The sequence below is a fragment of the Mesorhizobium sp. M7A.F.Ca.US.006.04.2.1 genome (genome assembly GCF_004022915.1).
In the GTDB taxonomy this organism is placed as follows: Bacteria; Pseudomonadota; Alphaproteobacteria; order Rhizobiales; family Rhizobiaceae; genus Mesorhizobium; species Mesorhizobium ciceri.
In genome coordinates, this window is sequence record NZ_RZQA01000481.1 from 1 (window position 1) to 4,993 (window position 4,993).

General features: G+C 61.8%; 4 protein-coding genes and 1 pseudogene. 3 read left to right on the forward strand and 2 right to left on the reverse strand.

Annotated features, from left to right (window positions below; all coding sequences use genetic code 11):
* Nucleotides 1-558 (reverse strand): annotated as a pseudogene (locus tag EN925_RS23135) (hypothetical protein); the annotation flags it as partial.
* On the reverse strand, nucleotides 555-2,090 hold the full coding sequence (locus tag EN925_RS23140) for a sugar ABC transporter ATP-binding protein (RefSeq protein ID WP_127385219.1): 1,536 nt from the start codon (nucleotides 2,088-2,090) through the stop codon (nucleotides 555-557). The pseudogene EN925_RS23135 and the gene EN925_RS23140, both read right to left, overlap by 4 nt.
* Before the next feature lie 183 nt (nucleotides 2,091-2,273).
* Here EN925_RS23140 and EN925_RS23145 point away from each other — a divergent pair, with 183 nt between their 5' ends.
* The 3 genes from EN925_RS23145 to EN925_RS23155 all read left to right on the forward strand — a co-directional run.
* Nucleotides 2,274-3,020 carry an FCD domain-containing protein gene (locus tag EN925_RS23145; RefSeq protein WP_064994839.1) on the forward strand — a complete coding sequence of 249 codons (747 nt, stop codon included), beginning with the start codon at nucleotides 2,274-2,276 and terminating at the stop codon, nucleotides 3,018-3,020.
* A gap of 47 nt (nucleotides 3,021-3,067) precedes the next feature.
* On the forward strand, nucleotides 3,068-4,051 hold the full coding sequence (locus EN925_RS23150) for a substrate-binding domain-containing protein (protein WP_064994838.1): 984 nt from the start codon (nucleotides 3,068-3,070) through the stop codon (nucleotides 4,049-4,051).
* Nucleotides 4,052-4,135: 84 nt separating this feature from the next.
* On the forward strand, nucleotides 4,136-4,993 hold an 858-nt coding region (locus EN925_RS23155), incomplete at its 3' end, for an ATP-binding cassette domain-containing protein (protein ID WP_164894341.1).

A 4,993-nucleotide genomic window follows, 5' to 3' on the forward strand; every position in this document is an offset into this window, starting at 1 on the left:
CAGCAAGACGACGGCAACCAGGAACAGGCCGGCAGTCGGAACGGCGCCGAAAAGCGTGTCGGTCAGGGTGTAGCTGACGAAGTCGGCGATCATGCCGCCGGGCGCGTCGAGAATGACGAGCGCCAGTCCCTGGCAAATGATCATCGTGCCGAGTGTCGCCGCGATGGTCTGGAGTCCGATCCTGGCAACCAGAATGCCGTTGATCAAGCCGACGAAGGCTCCGATCGCGCAGCACATCAGCAGGCTGACCAAAGCTCCACCGGGGCCATCGAGCGGATAGACGGCCATCAGCACGTTGGTCAGCGAGACGACGCCGGCGACGGACAAGTCAAAGCCGCGGCTGATGACGACCAGCGTCTCGCCCGCAGCCGCTAGTGCCAGCGGCGTCGAATTGTTGACGAGGTCGGTGAACGTATAGACCGACAGCGCATCGGGCTGCCAGAACGCATAGAGCGCGTAGAGCAGAATGTAGATCAGTGCGACGATGCCGGTGCCGCTGACGACGGCGCGCCGGAAAACCGAGCGGCGCGGCGCGGGACTTGCCGAGATCGCGCTCATGCGGCCACCCCCTTCATCGTGCCCCGGGCATGGCCGATCAGCGCGCCGACAATGGCCTGCTCGTCGATAGCCTCGCCCTGGTATTCGGCGAAGATGCGGCCGCCATAGAGCACAATGCAACGATGCGCGAGGTGGACCAGTTCCGGCAGTTCGGACGAATAAAACAGCACCGAACCACCATCGGCGGTGAACTTGCGGATCGCCTCGTAGATCGACTGTTTGGTTCCGACATCGACCCCGCGCGTCGGATCGAAGAGCAGCAAAGTGCGCGCGCCGGTCATGATGACGCGCGCCAGAAGGGCCTTTTGCTGGTTGCCGCCGGAAAGCTCCTCGATCTTGAAATGCAGGTAGCGCTCCTGCAGGTCGACCGCCTTGGCTGTTTCTTGCGCGGCGCGGCGCTCGACGGCCGGCCAGACGATGCCGCCCTGCGCGATGCGGGAGATGATCGGCAGCACCATGTTGCTGGCGGTGGTAAGGCCGGCGAGGATGCCCTCCGACTTGCGATCCTCAGGCAGGTAGGCAAGGCCGTTACCACACTGGAGCGCGGCGCTCGGGCTGCCGATCTGTGCGCCCACGCCGTCGATTTCGATGCTTCCGCCCTTCGCCTTGCCAAGACCGATCAGCGTCCTGAACAGGTCGCGCTGGCCCTGCCCTTCGAGCGCGGCAATGCCGACGATCTCGCCGCGCCTGACATTGAACGATACATCGTTCAGGATGCCGCCCGAGAGGCTCTTGATGCAGAGCGCGATGGGCGCGCCGTCACCGGCTGCCGGCAACGCGTTGATCGTTTGACGCGCGCTGCGGCCCACCATCATCTCGAAGATGTTGTCATCCGAGGCGCCCGAAAGCTCGACGGTGCCGATGCTGCGGCCGTTGCGCAGGATGGTGGCGCGTGAGCACAAAGTACGCACTTCGCCGAGGCGATGGGAAATGTAGAGGATGGCGGTCTGCAGAGTCTTTTGCCGGCGCACGAGATCGAACAGCCATTCGACGTCGGCCAGCGCTGCCGTCGGCTCGTCCAGGATCAGCAGTTTCGACGCATGGCTGAAGGCACGGACGATTTCGAGCCGCTGACGATCCGACAATGAGAGCACACCGACCGACGCGTCCGGATCGAAATGCGCGAGACCGTAGTCCTGCAGGGTCTTGCCGGCGCAGGCCATGGCCGCGCTGTGTGAAGCGAGGCCGAGCATGCCTCTGGGCATTTTCGGCAGCATCAGGTTCTGCGCGATGCTGAGATTGGGCAGCAGGCTGAGTTCCTGGAAAGCCGTAGCCACGCCCTGCGCCCGTGCATCGACGATGCCGTGCGGCGTATAGGGCTTGCCGAAAACCGACATCGACCCGCTGTCGAGCTTCACCACGCCGCTGAGAATCTTCACCAAGGTCGACTTGCCGGCGCCGTTCTCGCCCAGCAGCGCATGGACTTCTCCCGGACGCAGGTCGATGGAAACGGAATCGAGCGCGACGGTAGGCCCGTAGGACTTCGCAATGCTGGCGATGCGGACGGCTAGCCGCGTCTCGTCGGTGCTCATGCCTCCTCCCAAGGTTAGGCCTCAAGCGGTGAGAACGTTCTCTGAGAACGTTCTCACCGTTCCACAAAGCGATATTCGTTGTCAACCGGGATTTGACGCCGCGTCTTCGCTATTGACGTATAGCTGAAGCAGGCCTACTGGTACACATACCGGACCACAAGACCTGTTAGGGTGCAAGGACGGATGGATCTACGAGCAATCCTAACCGACGACAACGGCGCGCTGAGCGGGGTGCCGAAGCGGTCGATGAAGGACTTCGTCGTCCAGAAGATCGCCACGTTCATTGCGACTGGTGTGCTTGACGTGGGCGATCCACTTCCAAGCGAGCGTGAGCTTGCGGCCGCTTTGTCCGTCAGCCGCGAGACGGTGCGCGGTGCGATCCTGATCCTTTCGACGAAGGGCATCGTTTCCGTTACGCAGGGGACTCGGACCGTAGTCGCCTCTACAGAAGTCGGGGAACTCGCAGTTCAATCGGCTCGCTATCGCGATATCTCCGGATACAGTCTCGACGATGTCCATGAGGCTCGGCTGCTGATTGAAGAGCAGGTGGCGCGGGCCGCCGCTGACCGGGTCGAAGCGGCGACGCTGGAGACTCTGGCCAGATCGATCGAAGCGCAGGAGGCGGCAATCGATGATCCTGTCCGCTTCCTCATTTGCGATCGCGAGTTTCACACGACCATCTATCGAGCTGGCGGCAATGGCGCTTTGGCGGATATTGCCTCGGATCTCTATTCCTACCTTCTCGACCATCGACGGCGCGCGGTTGCTCAGCCAACGAGCATCGCGACGAGCATAGCCGATCACCGCGCCATTTTTGCGGGGCTCGAGGCGCGCGATCCTGACGCGGCGGCAAGAGCGTTCGCTGTCCATGAAACACGCATCTACACCACGACCAGGCAGCTTCTGACGAAGTCCGCCCGGAAGCGATGAGGACGGTATTGCCGAACGACCATGCAGCACAACAGGGAGGATTTACAATGCTGACCAGACGCCTTTTTGCCACCGCAGCCCTAGCGGGCATTGTCACGCTCACCGGCATTGCCGGCTCGATGACCACCGCTTTCGCCCAGTCCAAAGAGTTGGTTTATTTGACCCCAGGCCTTGACCTTGCCTTCTGGCGATACCTCTCCAAGGGCATCGAGAATGTCGCGACGAAGGGTGGATATACCTATCAGGCTCTGGATTCCGGCAACAACGCCCAGACGCAGCTTAAAAATGCCAAGGACGCGATCGCTCGCGGCGTGGCTGGCATAATTATTTCTCCAACCGACAGCTCAACCGCGCCGGCCGTGCTCGATCTCGCCAAGCAAGCAAATATCCCCGTGGTCATCGCCGACATCGGTACCGACAGCGGTGACTATGTGTCCTTCATCATCTCTGACAATTATCAGGGCGCAAACGGCGTCGGCAAAGCGCTGGCCGAGGCGATGAAAGCCGCAGGCAAGCAAGATGGCAGCGTGGGAATCGTCGGCATCAGCCAGGCCCGTCTCAACGGTCAGGCGCGGACGAAGGGCTTCAAGGACGCGATGACAGCGGCTGGCATCACCAAGGAAGCCGGGCTGCAGCAGATGCAGACCTACACCGCTGACGAAACCTTCAAGTTCACGCAGGATATGACAACCGCGCATCCGGACATGAAGGGGCTGTTCGTTCAGACCGACGGCCCGACGCTCGGCGCCTTGCAGGCGATCAAGGCGGCACGCCTCACCGGTGACGTACTGGTTGCCGGTTTCGACGGGGTGCCGGAATTCGTACCACTGCTCCAGTCGGGCGAACTGGTGGTTTCTGGCATGCAGCAGCCGTATCTGATGGGCCAAGAATCGGGGCGCGCGATGGTCGACCATCTCGGCGGCAAAACTCCAGAAAAGAAGATCCTCGTACCGATCAAGATCGTGACCAGCAAGAACATCGAACAGGAGCTTCCAACCATCAAGGAAACGGTCTTCGCCAACGAGATGTAATCGAGAGTTTAGCCGACTTATACTGTTCGGGGGACGCGCCCTCCCCGCACAGTTCAATCATGTTCTCTTGGAGTGTACCCGCGGATGGTAGAGAGCAGTAAGGCTAGCGAGCCACTTCTCGTGGCTCGTGGCATCACCCGCCTGTTTGGGACCGCCTACGCGCTCAGCAACGCATCGATAGCGCTCTGCCGGCACGAGATCTGTGGATTGATTGGCGCAAACGGTGCGGGCAAGTCGACGCTGTCGCGGATCGTTTGCGGCCACTTGCGGCCTTCGTCGGGCGAGATATTGTTTAAGGGCGCTCCTTTGATTGCGGGCTCCGCGCGTGATGCGCTGCGCTCCGGCATAGCGCTCGTCGCACAGGAAACCAGCCTGGCGCCCGACATGAACGTGCTGGAGAACATCTTCTTGCCCAGCTATGCGATGCCCGGACGCCTGTCTTTCAGCCAATTGCGGCACAAGGCGCAGGCCCTCCTGTCGGAACTCGGTCACGACCACATGCTGCCACTCGACATCGAGGTGCGGCGGCTCTCGGCGGCGCAACGGCAACTCGTCGAAATAGCGAAGGCGCTGGCCTTAAACGCCGATCTCGTCATCTTCGACGAGCCGACCGCCTCGCTGTCGCCGATCGAGGTTGACCGGCTGTTCGACATCATGACGCGGCTGAAAAACAGTGGCAAGGCACTCGCTTTCGTCTCCCATCGGCTTGAGGAAGTGTTCGCAATCACCGATCGCGTCACGATCCTGCGCGAGGGCAAGACCGTGGCGGAAGGCCTGCCGACGGCCGGTCTCACCCAGGCTGACGTCATCCGCCACATGGTGGGACGCGACATCGGCAATGTGTATCGCAAGGCATCATCGCCTGCGGCCTCGAACGAGCAGCCGGTGGCTCTCGAGGTGACCGGGCTCAGCGCTTCGCCGATGGTGCGTAACGTCTCGTTC